Raw genomic sequence first — 25,419 nt, 5'->3', positions numbered from 1 at the left:
GATAATTGATCGGTTTTTTTATGAACGGTGCAGCAGCGGAGATACTTTCTTGTAGGAAATAAGCACGATCAATGAGCAAAGAACTGCTTTCAAAAGATTGAACGGTGTCGTCATCAGCAAAACGAAGCTGCCAAGATTGACAACCGAGCCATTCAGCTTTGAACCAGCTTGAATGATGACCTCCATCGGCAGTTCCAATACCTTGGAATAAACCGGAAGCATGACATAATAATTAATCAGCGCTCCCAAAATCACTAAGGAAATACTGCCGGCGATCAAGCCGAGATACGCATGACGCTTATCTTTCGCACGGCGATAAATCAAAGCTGCCGGAATAACATAGGAACAGCCGATCAAGAAATTCGAGAGTTCTCCGATCCCTCCGGTATCGGTGCCATTCATCAGAAAGTTTAACAGAATTTTGATTGCTTCGATCGCCATAGCCGGCAGCGGGCCAAAGGCAAAACCGCCGATCATCACAATAACCTCATCAAATCCCAGTTTATAAAACGGGGGTACAAAGGGAATCGGTACTTCAAAGAACATCACAACCGCAGCCAGTGCGCCCAGCATGGCGATTTTGGCGATCATCGCAGTGGAGATCGACTTTTTTGTTTTTGTTGAAAGATTTTCTGACATATATGCTCCTCCTCTTTGTCAGCCTTTTTCTGTCAGAAAACAAAAAAAGGTTTTTCAACAAAACCTTTGGGGGTATCAAAAAGAAAACAACTTCTTCCATCCAGACTTTACTGTCGCCACCGGAGTTTCACCGGTTCCTGCCATCCTTGGCTTGCGGGGTATACCGCCGATTGGGAATTTCACCCGACCCTGAAGTTTTGTCATCGGTACTATAGCATGCTATGCATACACTTGTCAATTCATTCACATAAACTGGCAATTTTTATGAAAATATACTATACTGTTGCATGTTGAAAGGAAGGATTTTATGACTGAAAAAAAGCTGCGGACAATGATGATTGCCCTAGCATGGATTTTGCCGATCTGGTCTATTCTGCTGGCCGCTTCTATGCCGCTGACTCATTTTAATCTTTCCTATATCGGAAATTCACTACACAAACGCTTTGGCTTCATCGGATGGGGCGTACTGAGCGGCAGCTATTTTTACCTTTCCTTCCATTATTTTCTAAAACGCCTGCATATCAGTGATCGAGGCTTACAGTTGGGCATCCTGATCAGCTGTATTATGATGCCGCTGTCCACCATCGTTCCCTACCTTCCAAAGCGTTATCCGCTATTATCCAATATCCATTTGGTAATGGCAATCGGCGGAACGGCAGGTTACATTCTGCTCTTTCTTGGGCTGCTCTTGAAAACGATGAGGACAGATATTCTGCTGTTTCAGAAAGCCTTTCAGAGCTATTGCTTTATCTGTATCGGCTGTGCCCTGCCAATTCTCATGCTTGCCAGTGTCACATCTCTTTCCGAAGTGATGTTTACCACTTTTATGCCTTTATATCATCAATATCTGATAAAACTGATGAAGGTCAGCAGCTTGATCGATTATTGACAGTTAACAACTATCCATAAAAAAGGGACTGTATATCAGTCCCATTGAGTCGCTAAAATATCTTTAATTTCCTGCTGACCAAGCCCCATTGCTTCACATTCCTGTAAGAAATGTTTCACCTGTGCCAAGGCAACTTCCTGTCTCAGCGTTTTGATAAGCTCTTCATCGTTGGTTATAAAACGACCGCTGGTACGTTCACTTCGTACCATTCCCGTACGCTCCAGTTCCGCTAATGCGCGTTGAACCGTATTGGGATTCACCCCATATGTGACAGCCAGTTCACGCACCGAAGCTACTTTTGATGCCGGTGGATACAGGCCGGAAATAATCCCCTTTTTGAAATCATCCATGATCTGTAAATAGATCGGAATATTAGGATCAAATTTCATAGGTGAAACCTCCTTTTATATCGGAAACTCACTTTTGAATAAGCAAGTGTTCGTTTGAAGTAATAAAGTATCACTGCAAAGGTTGTCGTGATAAGGAGCAGTGATACCTTATCCTTTATTAAAATATCGCGGTAGCGATAACAAATAGCAAGCAGACTACAGACAAATACCATCATGGTCGCTACAATGGTACTGCGACAATTTTTCATTACTCAATTTCCAATTTATGATCCAGGATATAACAGGTGCCGATAAAATATACGACCGCCAAAACAGCACTGAATCCAAGCATCATCCATGTTTGTGCCTCACTGCGGAACTGAACCACCGATACCGACTGGTAAAAGGCAGTATCAAATGCGCCGCTGGATAGTGACAGAATGACATCCGTTACATAAGATACCGCATAACTGATAACAAAGTACAGCGCGATGCCGATCAGCACTCGATGTTTTCTGACATACTTTGTATGAACAGCTGTCATTGTCAGATAGAATAATAGAATCGCTTCCAATGGGGTAATGATAAAATATCCGAGAATAAGCCAGAAATCTCTATCCATTGTCGCTTGTAAAAGCTGTCTGATGACTTCTAATATATCATTAAAACTAGCATTATTCGCTTTAAAAGCGATTATAAACGTTGAGATAATTATAATCAAAACTGAAACAACAATCCAGAAATACGCAATCAGCAGTTTCGATGAAATCAGTTCATAGGATTTCACTGGCAGAGTCTGTGTCAGATAGCCCTGCTTTTGAAACATTGACGTATAATAGTTGCGAATTACTGTTACAAAGATCATAACGACCAGCGTGCCGATCGCAATACCGTAAATCATCGCCAGGATCATCGCTGCTTGGCTTCCATCTGAATTCGGAGTTAAAAAGAAGGAAGCCGCTAAAATTACGACATATACAAGACCAAAGCTGCGGTAGGTGCACTTCAGTTCATATTTCATTAACTTTAACAAATGGTTTAGCATCTGAATTCCTCCCGGAACAATTCATCAATTGATTTACCGCTTTCCTGACGAATTGCTTCCACATCTTTATCCAATACAACATTACCTTCCTTAATAAATACAACAGAATCAAAAATTCGTTCAATATCCGCAATCAAGTGTGTGGCAATCAGAATTGTTTGATCTTCCCGGTAATTGCTTAGAATTGTATCCAATATTACTTCCCGAGCCGCCGGATCGACACCGCCGATCGGTTCGTCCAATACGATTAAGCGCGCTTTTCGTGACATGACAAGCGCCAGCTGAAATTTTTCCTTCATACCCTTGGACATCGACTTGATCTTCATATCCTCAGTCAGCTGAAAACGCTTCATCAACTCCAGCGCACGGCTATAATCAAAATCCTCATATAAATCGCAGAACAGCGACAGCGCATCCTTAGCATGCATCCAGTCGGCAAAATAAGGTTCATCGGGCAGGTAGGATACGATTGATTTCGTCTTTGGACCAATCGGATTACCGTTAATCTTCACATCACCGTCGTAATCCTTTAACAGTCCGTTCAACACCTTGATCAGAGTTGTCTTCCCGCTTCCGTTTGGCCCAAGCAATCCTACGATCTGACCGCTGTGAATATTCAAATTCACATTATGCAGTGCAATTTTTTTACCATAAGCCTTACTAAGCCCGGTAATTTCCAATAACATCTCATTATTTTCCATATGTTTTCTCCTTTCAGATACCTGCAGACAGGGCGAACAACACGCTGCATCCCCAGCCCAGATACAAGCTGCACATCGGATAGCTCACCTGCTGTTTATAAGGCGAGGAATCATCCACTAACAGAAGCAGTCCCATGAACAGAAATAACAAGTTCCAAAACCAGCAATAGGTATTGAGAATACCAACCATGATCAGTAGATTTACAAAAATAGATAGAAACAACAGGATTCCCAATACCATCTGATCCTGCTTCTTTTTTGTCATCACCATCACCCCTTTGTACCACTGTACTAATTGCTTAATACAATAATACATAGATTTTGAATTTCTGTCAATACCCTTTTTCAAGAATCTACAAAAAAATTGAAATGATATGAAAGAAGCAGAAATCATTGACGATAAAAAAGGAGTACATACTTTTGTGAAGTGCACTCCATTCATTGGACAAACAATATATGAATCGCTTATTTCTTAAGAATACGCTTAAGCGAATCCGGATTTAAAAGATTGACCGTTTCAAACTTTCCTTTATAAAAAACCGCCCAGTTATTGAAAACACAAGGTAAATTTTTGGCAGTCATAAGACTGTCAACCTCAAGGAAGCATGCCGAGATAGAATTATCCTCACAGTAGTTTTTAATCATCTTGATCGTCTGTAAGATAAAAGGACACTGCGCATCATAATAAATTGTCAGCGATGCTTCCTCGATTGTCATCTGCTTGGCAGCTTCGCAAAAGCTAGGCACAGTGCCATCAAAAGAAAGTGCAAGCAGTTCATAACCGTTATCAGTAGCATCTACTGTTTTGAATCCGTATCGCTTCGCAAATGCCTGATCCGACAGCCATGCTTTCTGTTTCTTGGAACCTAGCATACATACACCCGATTTACCTTGCGCCTTCGCATCGGCAATGCAATACTCCATTAATGATTTTCCATAGCCATGACCTTTCATACTGCCATCTACCCATAGACAGTACATATAAAAATAGTTGTCACCGACGATCGGAACCCAAGCTGACTCAAGTGGGGCATATTCAATAAATACAGTCGCCTTTTCATGAAGCTTGCGAAACACATGACCTTCCTTTAAGCGTTCCCGCAGCCATGCCCGCTTTGCCTCGACACCGGGATGCAGGGTACGAGTGCGAATGATACAGCATACATGCTCCTGATCCAAATTTTCTAAAGTAAGATTGATAAATTCTTCGTCCATTGTTTTATCCTCCGCTATCATATGAATAGTCTTTTGAAATGCATCCCATTGAAATTGACCTGTAATAGATGGATATCCGATCATATATCGGTTGATTTTCAATTCATTTCTTTTATTTTACCATAGATGCAAAGCATCACAATCATGAACTGCAGGAAGATAAAAAATATTCTTTACCTAAAAGAACCGCGCTAACCATATAGCGCAGTTCTTTTTCTTATTTCTTAATTGATTTTTTCATGACTTAGGAACGCTTTAGTACGTTCTTTTTGCGGATTGTCAAACAATTGTTCAGGAGTTCCCTCTTCTTCGATCACGCCTTTATCCATGAAAATAACTCGATCAGCGACATCGTGGGCAAAACTCATTTCATGGGTTACTACAACCATTGTTAAGCCGCTGCCGCTCAGTCCCTTCATAACATTCAGCACATCATTGACCATTTCCGGGTCCAAAGCTGAGGTAGGCTCATCAAACAGCAGCACTTCCGGATCCATGCACAGTGCACGAGCGATTGCCACACGCTGCTTTTGCCCTCCGGATAAGGTTGACGGCATTGCTTTCACAAACTTTTCCATTCCGACTTTAGTCAGAAGCTCCAGCGCTTTTGCTTCACATGCTTTGCGATCCCGCTTCAATACCTTACGCTGCCCCAAAACGCAATTTTCCAGCACATTCATATTATTAAAGAGATAGAAAGACTGGAATACCATTCCGATTTTTGCACGATGCATATTCAGATCGATATGTCCTTCCATAATATTTTTATCGTGATAGCAAATTTCTCCGCCGTCTGGCATCTCTAATAAATTCAGGCAGCGAAGCAGCGTCGACTTACCGCTGCCGCTGGAACCGATGATGCAGACGGTTTCCCCTTCCTGCACTTCGAAATCAATATCATTCAGTACTTTCAAATCACCAAAATGCTTTTGCAGATGGCGAACACTCAGAATACTCATATTATTGACCCTCCTTGTAGCCGGAAGTCTTATTCATCCGCTTCTCGATCAGCCCCAGAATACGGGTGGTCGGGAATGTCAGACAGAGATAAATCAACGCTACGACGAAGTAAGTTGGTACAAAGGCATATAGAGAACCGGCAACACTCTTCGCCTGATAGAATAATTCGGTTACAGCAATCACATTCAATACTGAAGAATCCTTGATATTGACCACAAATTCATTACAAATCGATGGGAAGGAATTGCGGATCGCCTGCGGAATGATAATATGCCGCATCGTTTGCAGATTCGTCATGCCCAGTGAGCGTGCCGCTTCAGTCTGCCCTATATCGACTGACTGAATACCGCTTCGTACAATCTCGGCCATATATGCACCGGTGTTAATCGTAATAACGACAATACCGGCAGTAAACGGACTCCATGCCACCCAATCACGTACCAGATAGAAGATAAAGGCACCCTGTACCATCATCGGCGTTCCACGGAATACTTCAATATATACCGACAAGATAAAGCTTAAAATCCGTTTTCCGATTTTCAGCAGCAGCGGGTCACGCTTATCTACTTTGATCGCCTTGATGGCACCGACCTGTAAGCCGATCAACAGACCCAGCAGCGTACCGCTAAAGGCAAGGATCAATGTTGATTTGATACCATTGATAAACAAAGGTCCGTATTTCTGCAATATCTGACCGGCGGATACCAGCAAATTATCACTTAATTCTAAATTGCCGCTGGGAATCCTTGTGATTGCGGCATCCATCATTTTTTTGCGTTCCTTCTCCGAAATACCATTCAATACTTTCTGAATATCATTTTTTAACTTCTCATTATCCTTGTTTACCGCTATCGATACTGAAGTATCAGTCAGATCAACATTGAATCCCTTGCCTTTCTCAAACTCAGTATACGTCAGCTCCTTATTCGTTGAAACAATCCCAGCCGCTACTGGCAGTTCCGCAGTGATTGCATCAACCAATCCCTTATTCAGCTGCATGACCATAGCCGGATAATCCTCAAGTGCCTTAGCGTGCTTCACCTCCGGCACCTGATCGATCACGGTATCATACAGCGTATTCAGCTGTCCCATAACCGTCTTCCCGGTAAAGTCTTTCAAGGTATGCGCCTTGCTTAATGGGCTGTCCTTACGGACGATCATAACCATATCGGATTTATAATAGGGCTTCGTAAATGCTACCCGCTCCCGCCGCTCAGCCGTATCGGTCATACCGGCAATCACCGCGTCGATGATATTTCCCTGCAGCGCAGGTTCCAAACCATCCCAGCTCATTTTTTTAATAATTAATTCACGATTCAATTTATCGGCAATTTTCTGAGCAATTGCTACATCGTATCCGTCACAATACCCGCCGTCCTGCAGCTGCACAGCTGAATCACTCGGATCGACCTGTGACCAGTTGAACGGTGCATAGTTGCACTCCATTCCCACGGTAAATGTCTTTTTTTCGGTATCCTTGGCATGCACCTGGGTAATTGGCAGCATGCACATGAGTGCCACCGCAATAACCATAAGCTTTTTCTTCATGTAAGTTCCTCCAATTGTTTATGAAGATTTAATCATAAGAAACTCGGCCATGATTCATTAGCATCCCTCATTTCACGATGCGAATAAAAAAACGTCGTGCTATGAACACGACGTTAAAGATTTGTCCGTGCCAATAGCGCCTCTTCCTATCGGAAGGAGTGCTACAGGTATTCCCTGTAACCCCAGGACAATTCTCTGCCGAGCAATTATCCTTCGGCGATGATTACCTTTCTACTGTTTCTGCGCTTGCCAGCTCCCCAGTATACTATGATGCATCGCTTCCTCTATCTTTTTTTATTCAACTCTTTCTATAGGGGCATTATAGACCGTCAAAGAACACAAGTCAACCGAAAAAAATCGTTTTTATACAATCTTAACCTCCTGGTTTTGTCCATTCAGCTTTGAATAGAACGATTTTTATGGGCAAAATCCAAGAATCCTGCCCATATCTGATCAATGATACTAACCGGCGCTGAATTTTCCAACACCTTCACATCGAGCACGGTATCAAGCTCCTTGAATAGCTCAGCAGCTTCTTGACCCCGCGTCATAATACATGCCGGAAGATATTCATAATTTTGAAGTAAAGCAAAAAACGACGGTATGAAAACCTCACTGTCATGCCGTTCCTCTTTGGTCAGAATCGCAATGATGCGATTATCTTCACGATCGGCTACAATCAGCACCTTAGGATAAAAGTAACGATTAGGATGAACACTTGGAATCGCTGCCGGCATATACAGCGTTCCGATTTCCCAAGTGCCGTGAACCGGTTTATCCCGCTTATCAAACTGTATGGCATCCATGGAATAGATGCGTTGTTTCCGCAGATAGCTGTCCAGCGTTTCCACCTGGTAATTCCACGCTTTCCGATCTTTGGTAAAAAAAGGAATCTTCATATCATTTCCGTCCTGAAACAGTACATTCTGAAAATTCGTATCTTCCTTCAACAAGCTAATAATCTGCTTAAGCACTTCATATCCGCATAACAGTATTTCCGCCTGTTCTTCATTCAGCACAAAGGGAGCATATCCAATTTCATAAACATGAAACAGGAAGCACTTCCCTTTCGCAAAATGATACCCTTGTGATTCATATATATCATATTCCTCATCGAACAGCTCATCCATAGAACCCATTGTAAAGGCAATCATATTCTGTCTGAGCGAGACATCGACAGTTGGTGATAGGGTTTGATCGAAGTATTGAAACAATGCTTCCTCCTGCGGAAACACATAAAAACCGGTCACCATGCCGGCGCTTCCCAAAACACTGCAAAAATATCGGCGCCCGCTTTGGGGATCACGAAACCCAAATATATGCTGTGCTTCAATCAGCGACCATGGACGGCTGCGTCTGAAGCCTCGGAAGGCTTTCATCAGCTTGTCCCAGGTCGGCAAGGATAATACCGGTATCATAATGACCTCCCTTAAAATTCCTGAAGACGGCGGTTGCTTTCAATCGTACGAAATAGGATTTTCGCAACTCCCATCTGATCGTTTGAATCAGTTATCTGTGACGCGGCCTTGCGCACTTCGATGTCAGCATTCGCCACCGCTACTGAATTGGAAAAACTTCGAAACATCGATAAATCATTCATTGAATCGCCGATCACCATCACTTCACTGTGCATCAAGCCATAGTGGGCGGCAACCTTTTCCAGCATCTGCCCTTTCTGAGCCAGAATATTGGTTACTTCAATATTATTCGCAAACGAAGAGGTTACCGCAATATCGTCGATCTGCGCCAGCTCCTTGCATACCATCTCTAAATTCGGACTGCCGTAGCGGAATGCTTCCAGTTTGTAGATATGCTGCTGGTTGAGCGTTTCTTCCCAGGCAATCAACGGCTTGGTAATACCGATGAAGTCATCCTCTTCTGCCATCGTATATAATTCTTCCTCACTGAATTCATGATCAAGACCCAGCCTAGCCAGCATGTCATGCATCAGCCTGACTTTTTTTGCTTCTGAATAAAACCCATCCTCACAGAAAATTCGGCTGAATAATTCATACTTATGAAAAACCTGATAAGCTTTATTTGCAGCGGGTTTAGAAAGCGGGAGACTGAACAGCTGCTGCTGTTGTTCATCCATATAAACAGCACCGTTCAAAAGAATGCTCCCACACTGTATATCTTTTTTCTGAAGCAGATCAATGACATTTTGGCGGCCCCGTCCGGTCGCTACGACGAAGCGGATACCGCTTCGCTGGGCTGCTAAAACAGCCATGCGGTTTGCCTCTGAAAGCTGGTTTTCCGAATTCAGCAGGGTTCCATCCATATCACATGCTATCATTTTTATCATATGCTCTCCCTCTTTTGTTATGTATTATAACATATTTTATCACATATGATAAAACTCACGCCGGGCATGAATTGCCGCACCGATCAAATTCGCTTCATTATAAAAGGCACAGGATCGAATTTCGGTATGGAAGCTCAGCATCGGTGAGATAAAGGAAGCGCATCCGGCTTGGTAACGGGCAGCAAGCTCCTTTAAAAACCAATCAGCTCTGGAAATACCGCCGCCAATACAGATAACACCGGGATCATAGACCGCAGTTATCGTAATCAACTGCATGGTAATCGCCTGCAGCCAATGACTGACACAGGTGACCGCATCCGGCTCATGCTTCAAATATCGTTCACATATGGTTTCGCCGTCAATGGTCTCATACGGATGCAGAGCATGATAGGCACGTATCAAAGAGCTCATACTGGCATGGTTGCCCAGCTGCTCCACTTTACCGTCCCTGCCCCACACCGGCATATAACTGAATTCACCGCTAAAGTGATGAGAACCACGGATCAGTCCGTGCTCATCCATCAGACAGCCGCCGATGCCGGTTCCGATCAGATAACAAGCACTTCGATCAAAACCCCGGCAGTTTCCCATTTTCCACTCACATAAGCCCGCCGCTCGAGCGTCATTGATAACATAGGTCGTAAGTCCAGTACGATTTTTCACTTCCTGCACTACATCTGTCTGATACATAATCGAAGCATTACCGCTGCTCGCTGTCACCATGATCCCTTGATCATCAAATATACCGGGAGCGCATATCCCAATCAGATCAGCCCCATCTATTAACATTTCTTCACATAAATAATCGTAAAAGGCCTCCGCATCCATCAAGGCCATGGTAACCACCTGTTTTTGATCCAATATCTGCATCTGTTCATCCAGCAATGCATATTTAATAAAGGTTCCGCCAATATCGACTGCCGCAAATTTCATCTTTATCACCTGCGCCATTGTATCATACTTTCCGGAATATATGGAACATGAAAATAACAGTTCCTTGCTGAAAGCATCAAACAATACATTTTATAACCGATTGCGTATAATAATAACAGATACGTAACAGGAGGAATTCATATGTTAGATATTCATATTCCGGCACCGGTATTTACCCTGCCAGATCAAGACGGCAACACCGTAAAGCTTTCTGATTTTAAAGGCCAGAAAGTTGTACTTTATTTTTATCCGAAGGATAACACCCCTGGCTGTACCAAGGAAGCCTGCGCCTTTGCAGCCGCTTATGATGGTTTCAAAGAACAGAACGTTGTTGTGATCGGCATCAGTAAAGACAGTGTCCGATCCCATCAGAAATTCGCCGACAAATTCCAGCTGCCGTTTCTGATTTTGGCAGACCCAAAGCTGGAAGCAATTCAGGCTTATGATGTATGGAAAGAGAAAAAGCTATATGGACGCACTTATATGGGAATCACGCGCAGTACTTATTTGATTGATGAGGAAGGTATCATCCAGCGTGCTTATGAAAAGGTTGATCCGACCACTCATGCCCAAACCATTTTAGAAGACTTGAAAAGCATATAAAAAGTACAGATGGCTCTGTACTTTTTTTGCGGCGGAGGCAAACCGCTGGGTGAGATTCCTATCGCTCCCGTTTCATAGAAATCTCAAATTATCGTTTTCTCAGAATACGCCAGATAATGCATGATGCAGTAACTGCCCACCCGATATACCAAGCTAGATGAAACATAACAGGCCCCCTTCCCATCATATCCATCTGCCTCCAATTCCTTATACGCAGCAAGATTCCATATTCCTAAATCTTTTTAATGTATATAAGTAAGGATTAATTAATCTTTCCCGATGATATATAAAAAACCGCATTTATCCCTGCGGTTTTTCCAAATCATAATTTTTAATGGGAGCATCCATATACAAATGCTTTACCATGAATAGGCATGGACAGTCCATTCCCCATAGCTGAGTGGACTCTTCAAGCGGTTGGAAACCCATCGCATAATAGAATTGACGGGTTTTACGGTAGCCCTCATCCGGATGACTGCTGCCAAGTGTTTTCACACTGACATACGTACATCCCTGCTGTTTGGCATAAGCGAAAGCATATTCCATCAAGCTGCGGCCAATTCCCTTGCGATGGCCTCTTTCTAAGACCCCCATCGCGTATACTTCCATGCATGCATCACCATGCGGCTGCAGGGTCAAAAAGCCAATGGGTTGTTCATCCTCATAAGCGGCAAACATTGTTTGATATTCACTTTGATGGATATAGTCCAGCGTACTTTCCTCAATACCAAAATAATCAGGCAGCTGCCGCAAAATTTTTTCACTGATTTGCATACGTATTTGACCATCATCTATTTTTCGTATTTGCATAAGATATCTCCTTAAAGATATTGACGCAGCTCAATTGGATCGCTGCTGAATTGTGCTGCCGATACGGCGCTGATTTTTCCTGCTCTTACCAGTTGTGCCAATGCAGCATTCAAAGTGATCATACCTTCCTTTGCATTCGTCTGCATGATAGAACCAAGCTGGTGGGCTTTATTGTCGCGGATCAGACTGCTGACAGCGTCGGTGCCAAGCAGAATTTCACATGCTGCAACCCGCCCCATTCCATCTATGGTAGGTATCAGCTGCTGCGTGATCGCTGCCCGCAATACCGTAGACAGCTGGGTTCGAATCTGCGATTGTTTATGCTCTGGAAAGACATCAATGATACGATCGATCGTTTTCGCTGCACCGACGGTATGCAAGGTAGAAAAGACCAAATGACCGGTTTCTGCCGCGGTAATAGCAGCCTGAATTGTTTCATAATCACGCATCTCTCCCACCAAAATAACATCCGGATCCTCCCGCATTGCCGAGCGCAGAGCAGTGCTGAAGGATTTCACATCACTGCCGACTTCGCGCTGATGGATCATCGATAATTTCTGATGATAAACATATTCTACCGGATCCTCAATGGTGATGATATGCCGGTCAAAATGCTCGTTGATATAGTCGATCATCGCAGCTAATGTCGTCGATTTCCCGCTGCCGGTTGGTCCGCTCAACAACACGAGACCGCGTGGCTGGTCACAGAGCGTCTTTAAAACATTAGGCAAACCTAAACGATCCAAAGAAGCAATTTCCTCATAAATGACACGAATAGCTGCGGCATACTGATTCTGCTGATTATAGACATTAACACGATAGCGGTTATTTTCTTTATCAATATAAACAAAATCCTGATCATCGCCTGCTTTCAAGCCCGCTTTTTGATTTTCGTTCATCATTCTCAAAATCATGGTTCGATTATCATTTTTCTCATATGATTCCGTTTCAAATTCTAAACGTCCGTTGCGCCGAAACACCGGATTATGATTTTCGCTGATATGCAGATCTGAGCAATTCGTCATTCGTGCATATTGAAGCAGTCCTTCTAAATCTTTCATAGCTTCACCTCATCAGTCTGTGAAATACGTAATACGATCAAATTCTTCCATCGTCGTGATGCCGCTGGCCACCATTTCCGCTGCACTGTCCTTTAACGTTTCACTTTGTCCGCTTTCGATCAAGTACTTTTTGATATCATCCAGCGGTCTTTGTTCAACGATCATACGCCGAATTTCCGCATCAATATGAATAATTTCATGAATGGCGATTCGGTTATGATAGCCGGTGAAATTGCACAGATGACATCCCTTTGCCTGATAAAGCTGTTTTACCGGACGTCCCAGCCGTTGCTGAGTAAGTGCATCGGCTTCCACCGCTTCACGGCAGTGCGGACAAACCTGACGCATCAGCCGCTGTGCTACAACCCCATTCAAAGAATTGGCGATCAGATAAGGTTCCACTCCCATATCCTGCAAACGTACGATGACTGAAGCGGCATCATTGGTATGCAGGGTTGATAGAACCAAGTGCCCGGTGATCGCTGCACGTACGGAAATCTCTGCAGTCTGCGCATCACGGGTTTCACCGACCATGATAATATCCGGATCCTGCCGCAGCAGGGCCCGCAGCCCTGATTCAAAGGTCAGTCCAGCCAACGGATTTACCTGCATCTGATTGATGCGGTCAATATTGCGCTCTACCGGATCCTCAATCGTTGAAATATTCACGGCCCGCTGTGCCAGCATTTCCAAGGCCATATATAAAGTTGTCGTTTTCCCGCTGCCGGTCGGACCGGTTATATAAATAATACCATGCGGTGCTCGCAGCATATCCACCAGTTCTTCATAATGCTTTTCACTCATGCCAAAATACCTGGCATTTGAAATAGGTGTGTTGGTATTTAAGTATCGAAGAACCGCCTTTTCTCCGTAAATCGTAGGAATCAGCGACACTCTTAGATTCATTTCATAATTTTCTATTTTTAAAACAAAGTGACCGTCCTGCGGTGCACGTTTCTCCGCAATATCCAGATTAGCCAAAATTTTGGTGCGGGCAATTAAAGAGTTGTGCAAAGAACGGTCCAACTGCACATAATCAACCATCGTTCCGTCAATTCGCATCCGAACCATTGTCTTTGATTTTGTCGGTTCAATATGTATATCACTGGCATTCGTATTATACCCGCGTACCAGCAGCGAATTCAAAACCTTAACAACCGGGGTTTCATCCTCTTCCGCATTGAATATAGAAGTCAAAGACATTTCGTCATCAATGACACTCTTATTTGCTTCAGTTGCGGCTTTTTTTGCTTCAAATTCGGCATAATAGTAGCCGATTGCATGATAAACATCCTTTTGCAGCGCCAAATTGACAATTAAAGGCATACCGACAATCTGTCTCACATCTTCGATTGCATAGAAGTTTAAAGGATCACTGGTCGCAACAATGAGACTGCCCGCCTCTTTCTTAATTGCAATCAACGAGTACTTTTGCGCAATCTGCTGAGGAACCAGTTCCACCGCCTCACTGTCTACCTGATAAGTAGACAAGTCGATCAGCGGCTGATTCAGACGCTCAGCTAATGCAGACAGCATCTGCTTCTCTGTGATAAAGCCCTTTTCAATCATGATCGTTCCTAACCGCTTTGAACGATCCTGCTTCTGCAGGATCAGCGCCTGCTGGAGCTGTTCCTCACTGATATATCCGTATTCCTTCAGTACCTCTCCAATTGGTATGTTTCTCATCTTACCGCCTGCCTTTCCTGTTCTAATCCCATGTTACCCGACATGCATGCTCCTTGGGAACCTCACTTGGATCCAGCTTCACCCATGAGTGGCCGATCGTCATATCGGGCTGCCATGCCACATTATGATTTGTCAAGCTTTGATAATATACATGGTTTCCGTGCACATCCGCCCCAAATATAATAATATCACCCTTTTGATATTCACTAGATTGATTCCAATTTTCGTCAATCCGCTTCCATCCGGTATTCATAACATCCGGAGTAAAAGCGGGATTGTTTGCATTGATGTTTTTCTGAGCCCGATAAAGAACCCCATTATACGTAACAAAATCACCCTTATCATAATCAGCTGGAATTTTAAAATCACCCTTATAGGCATCTTGATTATTTTCAAGACAGTACTTTTCATCCGCTACCGTACCCGGAACACCATCCTCCGGGATATTTCCGGATTCTTCTTCATGCTGACGCTGAAAATACACATATACATCTGTATGTACTTTTTTATCCGGCGCCGTTATTCCTTCAGATTCATTGTTTTCAATGCGAACGGTAACAACTGACAGTGATAAAGTATTCTGCCGATCATAGACAATCCGATCGTCCTCTTTCAGACCCATATACAAATACAGTTTATCCTTGTCCTTCATCTGAACCTGCATCATCATCTGCCGCTTATGATAAAACGCATCAGTATATAAATCACGTTCATCACTATCAGCTGTTGCACGATAATATAGACGACCGTTTTTAATACGATAATATGACCAATTTTCATAGGATTTATCTGATAAAGGAGTAGCGGAAATCGTAATGACAGAAGCATATTCCAATTGATCGCTCACTTGGCTGAACGCACTGTCTAATGTTGATTTATCATAATCACTGATCGCATGCTGATCGAAAAAGCCCATGGAGGACAATAGAATCGAGCTGGACATAACCAGGATGATCGACGCAATGAAAAGGGTAATTATGATTTCGATCAATGTCATGCCCTTATGATTGCGAAGATATTTCATGATGATGCTCCTTTCAAGATTCTCCAAGCGGCGTCCATACATTGGTATTTCTTAATTCTCTTTGAAGCTCGCTCCATGTATGCGCATTATTATTAAAGTCGGTCAGCATACAGCTTCCTTTTCTGCCCAGACATGTTGCACCTGTATTATGCATATAGTACCAGCCAGCAGCCGTATTCGGATCTTCTCCATCGCCGTAATCATAAATCAGTGACGTTCCCCAACTGCCTTTGATTGCACTTGTATATTCCGTCGCATATACGATGATCGTACTGGAATCATTGATCGGTGAGCTCATAAAAGTACGGATTACATAAGCCTTATTTTGAAGCGATTCAGGAAGCTGTTTCTGCAGCTCTTTATTGAAATCCGGCCAGTTCCTGCCGTAATAATAATGGAACATGTACATGATAAATTCATCATTGTTTAAATACAAGGAAGTAACCGTGCTTCCCAAGCTTTGGAACACATTGATAACCTGTTGTTTTTCTTCAGAACCCATTCTTAATAGGTCACGGAATACATCAGGCATTCCCTTCATGTATAAATACGCTTGATATTCCACAGAATAATCCAATGATTCCTTCAAGGTAAAGCCCTGCAGATGGATATCATCATAGAGCGTGTCTCGTCCAGTCAATGCAGTTCCGCTGAAGCGATAGGTTGAACCATTTACCATAAAAGACATGGACTGCTTTTCTTTATCCAATTTGGTAGTATTCGCAATGGTACCATTCAAGGCTGATGTTTGATTATCCAGAGCCTGCTGAGCGTGACGTCCCTCTTTCATCAAATTATTTGCCGCAAAAATACCGGAGGTAAGAATGGTTAATGCGATCGCTAACACCATGATCGTTACAATGATCTCCAGTATCGTCATTCCTCGCTTATCCAATCGTCTCATGAGTTTGCCTCCGATCCGTTATTGTAATCTACACGAACCCAAGCCTGGCCACCCTTATCGGAATCCTTCAGCTGCATCGTTACAGTTAATTCTGCCTCTATCTCCGCATATTCTGCTTTGATTTTGATTGTCAGCCGATCTTCCTTGGTGCGCGTGATCGTAGCCTGAGCAGTCCCCATTTTATCACCCAGCTTCAGCTTTTCTACATGGATGACCGCATTTGCACTTCCATCATATTTTTCCGGAACTAGGGTCAGCATCATTCCGCTTCGGTTGGAATGAATCAGTTCAGATAACGAATCTCCTGCCGCCTGGGCAGTTACCTTCGCCTGTCTGATTTTAAAATTTTGCTGGGTACGTGCATAATACTGATGAGAAATCGTCAGCATCGCGGTAATCAGCACCATCATGACCATAATGATTGTAATGGCCCATACTAACGTTGACCCTTTCTGATTCTGCTTCATTTACGCATCCTCAGTAGGAATCAAATACATTGCGAATTTAAAGGTAATTGTATTTTCAATATTATCCACGCTCATACTGTTCAACCGCATGGTCGTATACGTAGATACTTCCTGTGCCAATGCGGCAGCGCTGCTTTGCGAACCATAAACTTTCATCGTCACATAAACAACATCACATTGAGTTCCTTTCGGCTTCCCATCTTTTGTTGCCGGCAGCTCCTTTTTTTCTTCTTTCAGCTTCAATCGTTCATCCAATGAAACAATCGCAACTCGTGTACGCTGCGAAATCTCCAAGTCGGCTGGGAGCAGATAATATTTCTGTGCCAGCGTCGTCAGCTGTTTGTCGATTTCTTCATTGGCTTTAGGAACAGCATACTTTGAAATCAAACCGTTCAGTTCCACGATCAAATTATCGGACTGCACCTGCAAATCCTCCAGACCGCTTTGATTCATTTTCAAAGAAGTCAAATTGCTCTGAGCTTGAATTGCTTCGCTTTTTGCCGCATTTGCTTTCTCAAGCGCCGGCATCGCTAAAATCATCCAGCCAAACACAACCACAAGCAGGCAGATCAAGATATACAGCAGTATCATTTCACGTCTTGTCAACTTACGCATATTAAACACCTGCCTTTAATACGCAGACTATGCTCAGCTCATAAAAGCCGGCTGCATTTTTCTTTACTTTTGCGGATGCCGCAGCATCTTCTTCCTGTTTTTCATCATTTTTCTCATCTGAACCAGCCTGTTCACTACTGGCATTCTTTTCTTCATCCGTACCGGCAGCTGTTTCAACTTCCGATTTCTCATAATAACCGCTGTAATATACAGACGAAAACGCCCCGCTTTTTTTCAGCCGTGTAATCAGATCAGATGTTTCATATACATAAGCAGTTTGGGCCGTGATCGTAATCGTTCCATAATTTTCATCAAATGTCAGATCTTTGATATTGACCGTAGTTCCACACGCAGTCGTAATGGTATCGATTGCGCTTCGCTGAAGCCGGGGATATGTATCCAGATTATCAAGAACCTTCTGTAAGTTGCTTACTTTCTTTTTATTTGTCGTTACCGCATCCTGAAGCTTATTGATCTGTTCATTGGTGCCGTTTGCTTCCAATGCAGCTATTTCAGACTTGGCTTCTTTCAATTCCCGCCGATAACGATTGCTTTCCAGCGTACCATAAGCAAATAGTGAAGTTAAAATCAAAAACAGCACCAACGGCGGTATTGCTAATTTAGCCCACATCGGAACATCATTCTTTTTGGTAGAATGCTGCCGATAGGCACGCAGTAAATCTATATTTTTCTTTTGCAGATTGCCCATGCCTATCCCTCACTTTCTTACTAATGTACCGATACAGAACAAATAACCGTCCACATTTTGATGTTCATCCTTGATAACCAGATCGCTGCTTTTAGGAAAAGGAAGCCCTGGAACTTGGAAAATGGACTGGATCATATCATAAATTCCGCTCTCATTCGCTTTCACCCCGCTGATATACATCGCATCAAAGCTGATATCACGAAGCTGTGATTTGGCAAACTGGATCATCTGCGAAGTATGGCGGGTAATCTCACTAATCAAAGCTTCACTGCCCCGTTCTGCAAATAAACGGTTTCAATTGTGGAACGTATATTGATTATCGACAAACAGCAGCGTTACCAAGTTGTTGCCGTCAATGATATTTAAGATATATGTCTTATTATGAAATTCCTTTAGGTTGGTTACAAGCTTGCAGATTGCATATACCGATACATCTATGGATTGGATTTTAATGCCTGCCCCTTCAAACACATCCAGGTAGCTCTTGATCAAGCTGCGCTCGACCCCGCAGCACAGGATTTCACCGCCGCGGCCAACTGTATCATTCAATACCGCATAATCATAAATGTAATCTTCTGCATTGGCATTTTCCAAAGAGCTGAGTTCATCCTTGGTAAAATTCAGCAGACGCTGTTTGGACATTTTAGGAACTTTGATATTTTTCAGCAAAATATTGCCGCTGCCGATAACCAGCATCACTTTATCAATATTGGCCCCGTGCAGTTTCTGCAAGGCTGAAGTAAGCGCATGCTCATCCGCGATCACACCATTGATCATGCTTTCCTCCGGCAATGGAAATGTATCCAAATAATCAATCGTAAAGGTTCCCTTGGAAAACTCGCCATGAATGGCGTGAATGCCCTCCTGGGAAATATGTATGACTGTGTTCATCCCTTATCCTCCTTACGTAAATGCACTGGTATTTTGATAAAGCTGAAATATCGGAAGCATGACCGAAATCATAATGGTTCCGATAATCAAAGCCATAAAGATTATCAGTAGCGGTTCCATCAGCGTAACCAATCGCTGCGTCGCTTCCTCGGATTCATAATCAAACTCATCCGCAATGGATTCCAGCATGTCCTCAAGCTTACCGCTTTCTTCACCAACCGCGATATTGGAAGAAAGCTTTTGATCAAAACCATCGATCTGCTGGATTGCTGTCGACAGGGCTGTACCGTTACGCACATCACGGATCAGCTGATCAAACTGAGCTTCGATATACGTGTTGCCCATTGTATCACGAACAATCTGCAGGGCTGATACAATTGAAATTCCACTGTTGTATAAAGAACACAGCGTTCTTGCAAAACGTGCGGTATAGATAATCTGCATGAGCCATCCGATTTTGGGTGCTTTGACCTTGCATCGATCATACTGATAGCGTACCGACGGGACATTCACCAAGATGGCAATCAAACCGATCAGACATAGTATGCCGATGATCAGAAACATCCAATATTCATTGACAACCTCACTTATCTTGATCACTACCGTTGTGATCCAAGGCAATTCTACTTTATCAAACATTTCAAAGAAGGATGGCAGTATAAATTTAAAGACGGCAAATACAACTACACAAGTAGTAATCAGCAGTATGATCGGATAGGTCGACGCGCTTTTCAGTTTATTGTGCAGCCGATAATCCTTCGCATACTGATCCGAGATTTTCTTCGCTGCCTTATCTAATTGTCCGCTCGATTCCCCAGCCCGAAACATGCTGATCATCAACGGAGGAAACGCTTTGCCCTGAGCCTCCATCGCATCTGACAATGTATTGCCCTGCTGCAGCATACGATACAGATTTTCATAAATCAGGTGCACTTGAGGCTTATGCTTTCTTCTCAGTAATATTTCCATCGCCCGAATCAGTGAAACTCCGGAGGACAGCATTGCTGACAGCTGCCGGGAAAAATCGGATAATTCATTTAATTTAATCTTATTGATATTGTCTTCCTGAGCCGGCAGTTCCCTGCATTTGATCAGAAATAGATTCTGCGAGCGCAGGAAAACCGCAAGCTCATGTTTGTCATCCGCATCATGCTTGCCGGTTATCACATTAGATTCAATATCTTTTGCGGTATATTTAAAGACGGCCATATTTCACATCTCCTATAAACCAAATAAAGCAAGGTAGCTTCTCAGCAGGGGTTCTCCATACAGCAAGGCTGCACCGACACCAAATGCCAGATACGGACCAAATGCTATGTGCATTTTGCGATCTGCTTTCTTTTGAAGCAATAGAACGCTGGCAGCGATCCCACATGTCATAATGCCGATAAACATCGCAACCAGTGTATTGATCCAACCCAGCATAATGCCGCATACTGCCATCATTTTAATATCTCCTCCACCAAAACAATCGGGGATGATATAATCAAGCAAATACATCGGCAGACTAACGATGAAAAAACCGATGCTCCGGCTGATCCAATCAATTTGCGGATTTAATACAGCAATCACAATTGCCAGCGGAAGCAAAAACAACAGCAGGCCGTTAGGAATTGTCATTGTATCAAAATCAATAAGTGCAATACTTAGTAAAATCATAAAGATAACGAACGATAAGATCGTCATCCAGTCAAATCCATAATGATGAAAGCACAAAACCGCAAGCAATCCGCCGATCAATTCCACAATCGGATAACGGACGGATATCGCTGCTTGGCAATAGCGGCATTTTCCCCGAAGCAACAAATAACTGAATACCGGAATCAAATCCAGTGCTTTCAGCGAATGATGACAAGATGGACAGAAGGATCTGCCTTTTGCCACTGAAATATGTAAGGGAACCCGATAGACCACCACATTGATAAAGCTTGCTACGCACACTCCAACAACAAATAGATAGACATAGCTGATGATCATGATTCCCTTCATATAATCCTACCTTTCATGTATGTGAGAAAGTCCCTTCCCGCTTGCTTCCGGCAAACAGGCAGGGACTTATATTCAATATTTACAATACTAATCTTTCATTTTTGCTTCGCCATCAGCGAATACAACCGTTTTATCACTGCCGTCTACGGTAATAGTAACCGTTAACTTTGTCAGACGTCCGTTTACTACAGTAGCATCTTTGACAGATGTAACCTTTGTATCATTGCCGATGTATTTATTGATCTCTTTTAGATTTGCAGCGTCAACTACGTATTTAGCAATATCCGCATCGGATGGTGTAGTCGGTGCAGCAGCCTGCTGGGTAGCAACTGTTTGAGCTGCCACATAACCGGTACGTGCTTCCGCAATATACTCGCTGTTACGAGCTTCATTCACATAACCAAGCATTGATGGGATTGCGATTGCGGCTAAGATAGCTAAAATCAGTAAAACAACAATGATTTCAACTAATGTAAACCCCTTTACATTATCCTTCATCTTTTTTAATTTATTCATTTATAAACCCTCCTAGTAAATAGTACGAAACTATAATTATAGAATATAACAAAACATCAATAAATTCAATCATTATCTGGGTATTTTATGCATTTACACCAAGAAAATCACAACCTTCACAAATGATCAAAAAAAAGAGACGTTAAAATACAGCGTCTCTTTTCCTTATCTTTCCAAAATCGATTAATACATCGGTCCAGCAGGCATAGGAGGTACTGGTTCTGCTTCTTTGATTTTCGCTACTCCTACTTCAGTCGTAATAAACAATGCGGAGATACTAGCAGCATTCAGCAATGCACTGCGGGTAACCTTAGTTGGATCAATAATGCCTTTTTCAAACATATCGACCCATGCTCCCGTTTTCGCATCAAATCCCACATTAACCTTTTCCTGTTTCTGATGTTCGACAATATCATCTGCATTGAATCCGGCATTTTCAGCAATCTGAGAAATTGGTGCCAACAATGCATCCAATACAATTTTGATACCTTTCTGTACATCAACGATATCAGATTTTAAAGTATCCTTCAATTCCATGTAGATTTCCACAAGAGCTGCTCCGCCGCCGATGACAATACCTTCACTGACTGCTGCACGAGTTGCGTTCAACGCATCTTCAATACGCAGCTTCTTCTCTTTTAATTCACTTTCCGTAGCAGCGCCCACTTTTATGACAGCGACTCCGTTAGAAAGTTTTCCTAAACGTTCTGCATAACGCTTCTTATCAAAGTCACTGGTGCAGTTTTCCATCTGGGCTTCAATTTCCGCAATGCGGGCCTGGATGTCTGCTTTTTCACCAGCACCCTCAATCAGCGTTGTGTTATCCTTCGTAATAACTGCTTTCTTAACCGTACCAAGATCGGTGATCTGCATGTCTTTCAATTCCATCTTCAAATCTTTTGAATAGAAAGTTGCTTTGGTCAAGGTTGCAATATCCTGCAGCAGTTCTTTTTGATTATCACCAAATCCCGGAGCCTTGGTAGCTACTACATTAAAGGTACCGCGCAGTTTATTAACGACCAGGGTGCTGACAACTTCATTTTCAATGTCATCGGCAATCAGCAGCAGCGGTTTGTTTGACTGAACGATCTGTTCCAACAATGGCAGGATTTCCTGAATATTGTTGATCTTCTGATCGGTTACTAATACATAAGCATTTTCCAGTTCAACTTCCATTTTTTCACGGTTGCTTACCATGTAAGGAGAAATGTAGCCTTTGTCATACTGCATTCCTTCACTGATTTCCAATTCCGTTTCAAAGCCGTTGCTTTCGTCAACCGAAATTACACCGTCGCGGCCAACCTTGTCCATTGCCTTTGCAATGATGTCACCTACTTCACTGCTGCCCGCAGAAATGGTGGCGACACTGGCGATATCATTGCTCGTCTCTACTTTACGAGATTTATCCAAAATGCGTTTTGCTGCTTCCTTGCTTGCATATTCAATACCTTCACGCATCAGCACCGGATTGGCGCCCTTTTCTACATTCTTCAAGCCATTGCTGATCATTGACTGCGCCAGAATGGTTGCGGTAGTAGTACCGTCACCGGCAGTATCATTGGTTTTATTCGCTACCTCATAAACCAGCTTTGCACCCATATTTTCAAATTTATCTTCCAGTTCGATTTCTTTTGCAATGGATACTCCGTCATTGGTAATCAGCGGTGAGCCATATTCTCTTTCCAGAACAACATTACGTCCTTTTGGGCCAAGGGTAACACGTACGGCATCTGCTAATGTGTTAACACCATTCAGCATTGCATTTCTAGCATCTTTAGAAAAACGTACCTCTTTACTCATCTTTATCGTCCTCCTTATTCAATTACTGCCAGAATATCATTTTCTGACACGATCAAGTATTCTTCATCCTCATATTCCAATTTTGATCCGGCGTATTCTTTATATACAACTCGGTCATTTACATTTACGCAAATCGGGATGCGTTTCCCATCTTTTTCTTTTCCTTCGCCGACTGCCACAACTTTCGCTACAGCAGGTTCTTTTGCGGAAGAATCCGTTAAAATGATTCCGCTAGCGGTTTTTTTCTCCACTTCTTCCTTCTTCAAAATAACGTTGTCATGTAAAGGTTTTAACATTTCTCTATTTCCTCCTTTTATTTAGCACTCATGAAACCTAACTGCTAACACAGTCTATTATACTCATTTTTAGCACTTTGGCAATAGGATTGCTAAAAAAAGTATAAGATTTTTTTCATGGCCGAAAACAGCAATAAAAAAGGCAGCTGTTTAAGCTGCCAATACCATTCGCTGCTGATTCTTATTTTTCTTGATCGAGCTGCTTCTATTTAACATCACCGCAGGTAAAACCATTGTTTTTATATTCTTTTACGGCCTTTTTGACATCTTTCGTATAATAAAAGCCTACTTCGTCAGCTCCGTCCTTAGTGATCGCTTCTTTATCGACCGTAATTACAAGACTTGCCTTTTTTTCAGATTCCTTCAATTCTGTTTTTGAAACAACACCTTTGGTTTCAAACTTTTTATTGCTGGCTTCCAAACTCTTTTTAAATTTTTTCAGCTGGGTCTGATCATCCATAATAGCATCTGGCACTGTCAGCTCACTTGTAAGTTTCATTCCCGTGATTTTTTTATCACTGTCATACTTCAATTCCGCTGCTGCTGACATCCCATTTAAATCCATTTTGCAGGTAACCGACTTATCCCCGCCGCCACAGCCGCTTAATAACAGCGCACCCATGGCCAATACAAATAATTTTTTCATCATCTATCCTCCTTTTATAATCATAATAGATGATGCTATAAATTTCCATAATAATTCGACAAACTTTGCAATTTTCATGCTTTTGCCCATCATGATCATAGAGGATCCGCAGTTTTCAGCTTATAATAGCTTTCAATCACTCGCTTTATCCTTCCCTATTTATTATTTCATTACTTTGAATATGCAGGATCGCACATCATTTTTTATTCATTTCTTTATTCAACCGTATACCGAAGAATGGTCTTTAGCTTCGCTTTTTCACACTGAGATGGATTCGATAAATAAATTTCACGATGCCACAGGTGCTTACGCGCCAAGTTATTTTGTTTCATCATGGACAGCATGGCCGCAAAGGATTCGGGTTCATCATCATAAGAACCCAAATGCAGCATCTGTACGCACAATCCATCCTTCATCGTATCCAAAAACATCCTTTCATACAGTGGGTTGGGTTTCTTTTTCTTTACGTTCTGCATCGCTGCTTCCATGATTGTTTCATTCACAAAATCGGGCTGACGAATCATAATTGTGTATGCTAATTCATCCTTCACAAAATGAGATCCGGCAGGCAGATTCCAGATACCCTCCAGCGGATAGACAACATAATCAGTTGCTAATTCATCATGTATTCCTTGCATCGTCGATTTAAATTCCCTTTTAACCGCATAAGCAACTGCGTACAGCGCCGATACTTTCTGTTGGAAATCCATATCATTGGGATTTCCTTTTCCTTCGATCATAATGTATGTCTGCTTTTGAATTTCGCTTAATATCGGCGTTCTTTTTACCCCATATAAATCTTTTTCTTGCTTTTTCCATTCATATTTCATGGCTGCTG

Annotated in this window: 30 protein-coding genes and 2 riboswitches; of the genes, 2 read left to right on the top strand and 28 right to left on the bottom strand. The window is 42.6% G+C overall.

Features of this window, described 5'->3' with window-relative positions; all coding sequences use genetic code 11:
• Nucleotides 1-18: 18 nt before the first annotated feature.
• A complete protein-coding gene (locus tag GSF08_RS10930; RefSeq protein ID WP_160625832.1) occupies nucleotides 19-639 on the bottom strand; it encodes an ECF transporter S component in 621 nt (206 codons plus the stop codon).
• Between the two features lie 84 nt (nucleotides 640-723).
• Nucleotides 724-840: riboswitch (FMN riboswitch) on the bottom strand.
• A 106-nt stretch (nucleotides 841-946) separates the two neighbouring features.
• Here GSF08_RS10930 and GSF08_RS10925 point away from each other — a divergent pair.
• Nucleotides 947-1,528, top strand: a complete 582-nt coding sequence (locus tag GSF08_RS10925) for a hypothetical protein (RefSeq protein WP_160625831.1) — start codon at nucleotides 947-949, stop codon at nucleotides 1,526-1,528.
• 35 nt (nucleotides 1,529-1,563) lie between these two features.
• On the opposite strand, the gene GSF08_RS10920 is transcribed toward GSF08_RS10925, so the two are convergent.
• The 10 genes from GSF08_RS10920 to GSF08_RS10875 all read right to left on the bottom strand — a co-directional run bounded on the left by GSF08_RS10920 (nucleotide 1,564) and on the right by GSF08_RS10875 (nucleotide 10,564).
• Nucleotides 1,564-1,917 carry a GntR family transcriptional regulator gene (locus tag GSF08_RS10920; RefSeq protein WP_160625830.1) on the bottom strand — a complete coding sequence of 118 codons (354 nt, stop codon included), beginning with the start codon at nucleotides 1,915-1,917 and terminating at the stop codon, nucleotides 1,564-1,566.
• A 208-nt stretch (nucleotides 1,918-2,125) separates the two neighbouring features.
• The gene (locus GSF08_RS10915) at nucleotides 2,126-2,902 is read right to left on the bottom strand and encodes a hypothetical protein (RefSeq protein ID WP_160625829.1); all 777 of its coding nucleotides are present in this window, start codon (nucleotides 2,900-2,902) and stop codon (nucleotides 2,126-2,128) included.
• Nucleotides 2,896-3,603 carry an ABC transporter ATP-binding protein gene (locus tag GSF08_RS10910; protein WP_160625828.1) on the bottom strand — a complete coding sequence of 236 codons (708 nt, stop codon included), beginning with the start codon at nucleotides 3,601-3,603 and terminating at the stop codon, nucleotides 2,896-2,898. The genes GSF08_RS10915 and GSF08_RS10910 overlap by 7 nt, the downstream gene beginning before the upstream one ends.
• A gap of 13 nt (nucleotides 3,604-3,616) precedes the next feature.
• A complete protein-coding gene (locus tag GSF08_RS10905) occupies nucleotides 3,617-3,868 on the bottom strand; it encodes a hypothetical protein (protein ID WP_160625827.1) in 252 nt (83 codons plus the stop codon).
• 200 nt (nucleotides 3,869-4,068) lie between these two features.
• A complete protein-coding gene (locus GSF08_RS10900; RefSeq protein ID WP_160625826.1) occupies nucleotides 4,069-4,818 on the bottom strand; it encodes a GNAT family N-acetyltransferase in 750 nt (249 codons plus the stop codon).
• Between the two features lie 224 nt (nucleotides 4,819-5,042).
• Complete coding sequence (locus GSF08_RS10895) at nucleotides 5,043-5,777, bottom strand: amino acid ABC transporter ATP-binding protein (protein ID WP_160625825.1); 735 nt, start codon at nucleotides 5,775-5,777, stop codon at nucleotides 5,043-5,045.
• A gap of 1 nt (nucleotide 5,778) precedes the next feature.
• Nucleotides 5,779-7,326, bottom strand: a complete 1,548-nt coding sequence (locus tag GSF08_RS11730; RefSeq protein ID WP_160625824.1) for an ABC transporter permease subunit — start codon at nucleotides 7,324-7,326, stop codon at nucleotides 5,779-5,781.
• Between the two features lie 126 nt (nucleotides 7,327-7,452).
• Nucleotides 7,453-7,621: riboswitch (Lysine riboswitch) on the bottom strand.
• A 100-nt stretch (nucleotides 7,622-7,721) separates the two neighbouring features.
• Complete coding sequence (locus tag GSF08_RS10885) at nucleotides 7,722-8,744, bottom strand: DUF7309 domain-containing protein (protein WP_160625823.1); 1,023 nt, start codon at nucleotides 8,742-8,744, stop codon at nucleotides 7,722-7,724.
• A gap of 11 nt (nucleotides 8,745-8,755) precedes the next feature.
• Nucleotides 8,756-9,631 carry an HAD family hydrolase gene (locus tag GSF08_RS10880; RefSeq protein WP_160625822.1) on the bottom strand — a complete coding sequence of 292 codons (876 nt, stop codon included), beginning with the start codon at nucleotides 9,629-9,631 and terminating at the stop codon, nucleotides 8,756-8,758.
• Between the two features lie 39 nt (nucleotides 9,632-9,670).
• Complete coding sequence (locus tag GSF08_RS10875) at nucleotides 9,671-10,564, bottom strand: ROK family protein (RefSeq protein WP_160625821.1); 894 nt, start codon at nucleotides 10,562-10,564, stop codon at nucleotides 9,671-9,673.
• A gap of 141 nt (nucleotides 10,565-10,705) precedes the next feature.
• On the opposite strand from GSF08_RS10875, the gene bcp reads away from it, so the two are divergent.
• Nucleotides 10,706-11,167, top strand: a complete 462-nt coding sequence (bcp, locus tag GSF08_RS10870) for a thioredoxin-dependent thiol peroxidase (protein ID WP_160625820.1) — start codon at nucleotides 10,706-10,708, stop codon at nucleotides 11,165-11,167.
• 300 nt (nucleotides 11,168-11,467) lie between these two features.
• Here the strand turns inward: bcp and GSF08_RS10865 are convergent, their stop codons facing one another.
• From GSF08_RS10865 to GSF08_RS10785, 17 genes are all read right to left on the bottom strand, one after another.
• Nucleotides 11,468-11,977, bottom strand: coding sequence for a GNAT family N-acetyltransferase (locus tag GSF08_RS10865; RefSeq protein ID WP_160625819.1), 510 nt, complete (start codon nucleotides 11,975-11,977; stop codon nucleotides 11,468-11,470).
• An 11-nt stretch (nucleotides 11,978-11,988) separates the two neighbouring features.
• On the bottom strand, nucleotides 11,989-13,038 hold the full coding sequence (locus GSF08_RS10860) for a type IV pilus twitching motility protein PilT (RefSeq protein ID WP_160625818.1): 1,050 nt from the start codon (nucleotides 13,036-13,038) through the stop codon (nucleotides 11,989-11,991).
• Nucleotides 13,039-13,050: 12 nt separating this feature from the next.
• Nucleotides 13,051-14,724 (bottom strand): GspE/PulE family protein, encoded by a 1,674-nt coding sequence (locus tag GSF08_RS10855; RefSeq protein ID WP_160625817.1) that lies wholly within the window; start codon nucleotides 14,722-14,724, stop codon nucleotides 13,051-13,053.
• Nucleotides 14,725-14,746: 22 nt separating this feature from the next.
• Nucleotides 14,747-15,748 carry a prepilin-type N-terminal cleavage/methylation domain-containing protein gene (locus tag GSF08_RS10850; protein WP_160625816.1) on the bottom strand — a complete coding sequence of 334 codons (1,002 nt, stop codon included), beginning with the start codon at nucleotides 15,746-15,748 and terminating at the stop codon, nucleotides 14,747-14,749.
• A 13-nt stretch (nucleotides 15,749-15,761) separates the two neighbouring features.
• A complete protein-coding gene (locus GSF08_RS10845) occupies nucleotides 15,762-16,652 on the bottom strand; it encodes a prepilin-type N-terminal cleavage/methylation domain-containing protein (protein ID WP_160625866.1) in 891 nt (296 codons plus the stop codon).
• Nucleotides 16,649-17,119 carry a hypothetical protein gene (locus tag GSF08_RS10840; protein WP_160625815.1) on the bottom strand — a complete coding sequence of 157 codons (471 nt, stop codon included), beginning with the start codon at nucleotides 17,117-17,119 and terminating at the stop codon, nucleotides 16,649-16,651. Before GSF08_RS10840 ends, GSF08_RS10845 begins: the two co-directional genes overlap by 4 nt.
• Nucleotides 17,120-17,734 (bottom strand): hypothetical protein, encoded by a 615-nt coding sequence (locus tag GSF08_RS10835; RefSeq protein ID WP_160625814.1) that lies wholly within the window; start codon nucleotides 17,732-17,734, stop codon nucleotides 17,120-17,122.
• 1 nt (nucleotide 17,735) lies between these two features.
• Nucleotides 17,736-18,443, bottom strand: a complete 708-nt coding sequence (locus GSF08_RS10830) for a hypothetical protein (RefSeq protein WP_160625813.1) — start codon at nucleotides 18,441-18,443, stop codon at nucleotides 17,736-17,738.
• Between the two features lie 9 nt (nucleotides 18,444-18,452).
• Nucleotides 18,453-18,704 carry a hypothetical protein gene (locus GSF08_RS10825; RefSeq protein ID WP_160625812.1) on the bottom strand — a complete coding sequence of 84 codons (252 nt, stop codon included), beginning with the start codon at nucleotides 18,702-18,704 and terminating at the stop codon, nucleotides 18,453-18,455.
• A 33-nt stretch (nucleotides 18,705-18,737) separates the two neighbouring features.
• A complete protein-coding gene (gene pilM, locus GSF08_RS10820; RefSeq protein WP_160625811.1) occupies nucleotides 18,738-19,334 on the bottom strand; it encodes a pilus assembly protein PilM in 597 nt (198 codons plus the stop codon).
• Nucleotides 19,335-19,346: 12 nt separating this feature from the next.
• Nucleotides 19,347-20,543, bottom strand: a complete 1,197-nt coding sequence (locus GSF08_RS10815) for a type II secretion system F family protein (RefSeq protein ID WP_160625810.1) — start codon at nucleotides 20,541-20,543, stop codon at nucleotides 19,347-19,349.
• Between the two features lie 12 nt (nucleotides 20,544-20,555).
• The gene (locus GSF08_RS10810) at nucleotides 20,556-21,323 is read right to left on the bottom strand and encodes a prepilin peptidase (protein ID WP_160625809.1); all 768 of its coding nucleotides are present in this window, start codon (nucleotides 21,321-21,323) and stop codon (nucleotides 20,556-20,558) included.
• Between the two features lie 87 nt (nucleotides 21,324-21,410).
• Nucleotides 21,411-21,839 (bottom strand): prepilin-type N-terminal cleavage/methylation domain-containing protein, encoded by a 429-nt coding sequence (locus GSF08_RS10805; RefSeq protein ID WP_160625808.1) that lies wholly within the window; start codon nucleotides 21,837-21,839, stop codon nucleotides 21,411-21,413.
• Nucleotides 21,840-22,022: 183 nt separating this feature from the next.
• Nucleotides 22,023-23,639, bottom strand: a complete 1,617-nt coding sequence (gene groL / locus GSF08_RS10800) for a chaperonin GroEL (protein WP_160625807.1) — start codon at nucleotides 23,637-23,639, stop codon at nucleotides 22,023-22,025.
• A 14-nt stretch (nucleotides 23,640-23,653) separates the two neighbouring features.
• The gene (locus tag GSF08_RS10795; protein WP_160625806.1) at nucleotides 23,654-23,935 is read right to left on the bottom strand and encodes a co-chaperone GroES; all 282 of its coding nucleotides are present in this window, start codon (nucleotides 23,933-23,935) and stop codon (nucleotides 23,654-23,656) included.
• A gap of 205 nt (nucleotides 23,936-24,140) precedes the next feature.
• Complete coding sequence (locus tag GSF08_RS10790) at nucleotides 24,141-24,584, bottom strand: hypothetical protein (RefSeq protein WP_160625805.1); 444 nt, start codon at nucleotides 24,582-24,584, stop codon at nucleotides 24,141-24,143.
• 212 nt (nucleotides 24,585-24,796) lie between these two features.
• On the bottom strand, nucleotides 24,797-25,411 hold the full coding sequence (locus tag GSF08_RS10785; protein WP_160625804.1) for a GyrI-like domain-containing protein: 615 nt from the start codon (nucleotides 25,409-25,411) through the stop codon (nucleotides 24,797-24,799).
• Between the last annotated feature and the right edge of the window lie 8 nt (nucleotides 25,412-25,419).

It is taken from the genome of Copranaerobaculum intestinale (assembly GCF_009831105.1).
In the GTDB taxonomy this organism is placed as follows: Bacteria; Bacillota_I; Bacilli_A; order Erysipelotrichales; family Erysipelotrichaceae; genus Copranaerobaculum; species Copranaerobaculum intestinale.
The sequence above is the reverse complement of the archived record's forward strand: the minus strand, read 5'-3'. Positions and strand labels throughout refer to the sequence as shown.

Coding starts and splice junctions, on each gene's coding strand:
- GSF08_RS10845 (WP_160625866.1), bottom strand. CDS start 16,652: ATGAGACGATTGGATAAGCGAGGAATGACGATACTGGAGATCATTGTA.
- GSF08_RS10900 (WP_160625826.1), bottom strand. CDS start 4,818: ATGGACGAAGAATTTATCAATCTTACTTTAGAAAATTTGGATCAGGAG.
- GSF08_RS10795 (WP_160625806.1), bottom strand. CDS start 23,935: ATGTTAAAACCTTTACATGACAACGTTATTTTGAAGAAGGAAGAAGTG.
- GSF08_RS10835 (WP_160625814.1), bottom strand. CDS start 17,734: ATGCGTAAGTTGACAAGACGTGAAATGATACTGCTGTATATCTTGATC.
- GSF08_RS10805 (WP_160625808.1), bottom strand. CDS start 21,839: ATGAATAAATTAAAAAAGATGAAGGATAATGTAAAGGGGTTTACATTA.
- GSF08_RS10880 (WP_160625822.1), bottom strand. CDS start 9,631: ATGATAAAAATGATAGCATGTGATATGGATGGAACCCTGCTGAATTCG.
- GSF08_RS10865 (WP_160625819.1), bottom strand. CDS start 11,977: ATGCAAATACGAAAAATAGATGATGGTCAAATACGTATGCAAATCAGT.
- GSF08_RS10855 (WP_160625817.1), bottom strand. CDS start 14,724: ATGAGAAACATACCAATTGGAGAGGTACTGAAGGAATACGGATATATC.
- GSF08_RS10885 (WP_160625823.1), bottom strand. CDS start 8,744: ATGATACCGGTATTATCCTTGCCGACCTGGGACAAGCTGATGAAAGCC.
- GSF08_RS11730 (WP_160625824.1), bottom strand. CDS start 7,326: ATGAAGAAAAAGCTTATGGTTATTGCGGTGGCACTCATGTGCATGCTG.
- GSF08_RS10910 (WP_160625828.1), bottom strand. CDS start 3,603: ATGGAAAATAATGAGATGTTATTGGAAATTACCGGGCTTAGTAAGGCT.
- pilM (WP_160625811.1), bottom strand. CDS start 19,334: ATGAACACAGTCATACATATTTCCCAGGAGGGCATTCACGCCATTCAT.
- GSF08_RS10895 (WP_160625825.1), bottom strand. CDS start 5,777: ATGAGTATTCTGAGTGTTCGCCATCTGCAAAAGCATTTTGGTGATTTG.
- GSF08_RS10850 (WP_160625816.1), bottom strand. CDS start 15,748: ATGAAATATCTTCGCAATCATAAGGGCATGACATTGATCGAAATCATA.
- GSF08_RS10930 (WP_160625832.1), bottom strand. CDS start 639: ATGTCAGAAAATCTTTCAACAAAAACAAAAAAGTCGATCTCCACTGCG.
- GSF08_RS10815 (WP_160625810.1), bottom strand. CDS start 20,543: ATGGCCGTCTTTAAATATACCGCAAAAGATATTGAATCTAATGTGATA.
- groL (WP_160625807.1), bottom strand. CDS start 23,639: ATGAGTAAAGAGGTACGTTTTTCTAAAGATGCTAGAAATGCAATGCTG.
- GSF08_RS10920 (WP_160625830.1), bottom strand. CDS start 1,917: ATGAAATTTGATCCTAATATTCCGATCTATTTACAGATCATGGATGAT.
- GSF08_RS10785 (WP_160625804.1), bottom strand. CDS start 25,411: ATGAAATATGAATGGAAAAAGCAAGAAAAAGATTTATATGGGGTAAAA.
- GSF08_RS10875 (WP_160625821.1), bottom strand. CDS start 10,564: ATGAAATTTGCGGCAGTCGATATTGGCGGAACCTTTATTAAATATGCA.
- GSF08_RS10915 (WP_160625829.1), bottom strand. CDS start 2,902: ATGCTAAACCATTTGTTAAAGTTAATGAAATATGAACTGAAGTGCACC.
- GSF08_RS10790 (WP_160625805.1), bottom strand. CDS start 24,584: ATGATGAAAAAATTATTTGTATTGGCCATGGGTGCGCTGTTATTAAGC.
- GSF08_RS10860 (WP_160625818.1), bottom strand. CDS start 13,038: ATGAAAGATTTAGAAGGACTGCTTCAATATGCACGAATGACGAATTGC.
- GSF08_RS10925 (WP_160625831.1), top strand. CDS start 947: ATGACTGAAAAAAAGCTGCGGACAATGATGATTGCCCTAGCATGGATT.
- GSF08_RS10905 (WP_160625827.1), bottom strand. CDS start 3,868: ATGACAAAAAAGAAGCAGGATCAGATGGTATTGGGAATCCTGTTGTTT.
- GSF08_RS10840 (WP_160625815.1), bottom strand. CDS start 17,119: ATGAAGCAGAATCAGAAAGGGTCAACGTTAGTATGGGCCATTACAATC.
- GSF08_RS10810 (WP_160625809.1), bottom strand. CDS start 21,323: ATGAAGGGAATCATGATCATCAGCTATGTCTATCTATTTGTTGTTGGA.
- GSF08_RS10830 (WP_160625813.1), bottom strand. CDS start 18,443: ATGGGCAATCTGCAAAAGAAAAATATAGATTTACTGCGTGCCTATCGG.
- bcp (WP_160625820.1), top strand. CDS start 10,706: ATGTTAGATATTCATATTCCGGCACCGGTATTTACCCTGCCAGATCAA.